Below are 1,382 nucleotides of genomic sequence, written 5' to 3' on the forward strand. Positions count from 1 at the left end.
CCCTGGACGCCCTTCTAAGAGTCAAGCCGTTAACGGGGTGCTGTTGATCTGCCTGTTTTGATTTCGCAGTAATGTATATACTTCCCGTGAGATATATCGCTTCAGACAGCGTATTGCTTCCATTTTTGTATGCCCCTCTGACACTCGCCTGGTGACATATTCCTTCGTTTTAGCGTCAGTTCGTAAACGTCCGATGGCTATGATGTGAAGTGCACTATTCGCAGCTCGATCTCCGCCCCGGTTAAGTCGGTAACGGTTCGTTTTTCCAGAAGAGACAGGAACAGGGCTGACACCACACAGTGCCGCAAAACCTGATTCTGATCTTAATCGCTGGGGGTTGTCTCCGGCAGTGATCAGCAACTGCGAAGCGCTTTCGTATCCAATAGCATTACGTTTAATTAGTTCAGGTGCCAGCTCATCGACAATTGCCGCAATCATGACGTCAAGATCAGCAATTTCGTCATGTAACTCGAGATAGCGCCGGGCAAGGGACTTTAATGCAATGCGATAAACGTTTGTAACATTGTGGTATTCACTGGCATCAGGCCTACAAGTTCCCAGAGTCCTGATGAGCTGCATGCGCGTCATATTTCTGAGCTGTTCACGTAATTCATCCGGAGCAGAGATAATATTGGAATGGATAATTTGGAGAGCGACTCTGCGGGCTGCTATCGCTGTTTTTCGGCAAGTTTTTAAGACTCGCAGAGATTCAATCATGCCATCGCGCGTTTTGGGAGTAACTGTCCTTATACCGGAGAATGCTGCATGAGCAGCACACTCAGCATCAATCGTGTCACTTTTACCCCGTTTGCGTCGTTCCATCCGATCTGGTGCAGTCACCTCAAGAACTTCTAACCCCGCATTCTGGAAATAGCGAAGCAGTCCTGAGCCATAGGTGCCTGTGCACTCAACGCCAATTCTCTTTAACGCCCCAAATGAAGTCATCCATGCCAGCATCTGCCGGTAACCTTGTCGTGTTGCGGGAAAATACTGGGTCCCCAGAACTTTATTGTTCTGATCTACGATAGCGGCAACGTGTAAATCTTTATGTGTATCCACGCCACCCACAACGGTGGCTCCGGTAACGTTATCAGTCATGACAGAACTCCTGTGAGGAAACAGAATTGAATCTCCAGACAGATAACCCGGACAGGACAGTAATGAGACAAGCCGTCAGGCCCTTCTTGAGTCACGCGCACCGGTGAGGAGATGCCTCGCATGAAGGCGCTTCCGGCAACCGACGAGTCCAGGGCAGGACACAAAAGGTCGATCGCTGTGTGAGTCAGGATGCGGGAAGGTCTTCACTGCATCAGTAATCACACCAATCAGGTTAAACGGCAAACTGAGTGATGATAAAAACTGACACTGGCATTATTACTATC

1 protein-coding gene is annotated in these 1,382 nt (G+C 49.1%); it reads right to left on the reverse strand.

Features of this window, described 5'->3' with window-relative positions; all coding sequences use genetic code 11:
- Nucleotides 1–21: 21 nt before the first annotated feature.
- A complete protein-coding gene (locus ABIB18_RS23695; protein ID WP_069730030.1) occupies nucleotides 22–1,098 on the reverse strand; it encodes an IS110 family RNA-guided transposase in 1,077 nt (358 codons plus the stop codon).
- Nucleotides 1,099–1,382 lie beyond the last annotated feature (284 nt).

Origin of the sequence: Pantoea sp. UYEF8, from assembly GCF_040546285.1 — a bacterium.
Taxonomy (GTDB): Bacteria; Pseudomonadota; Gammaproteobacteria; order Enterobacterales; family Enterobacteriaceae; genus Pantoea; species Pantoea brenneri.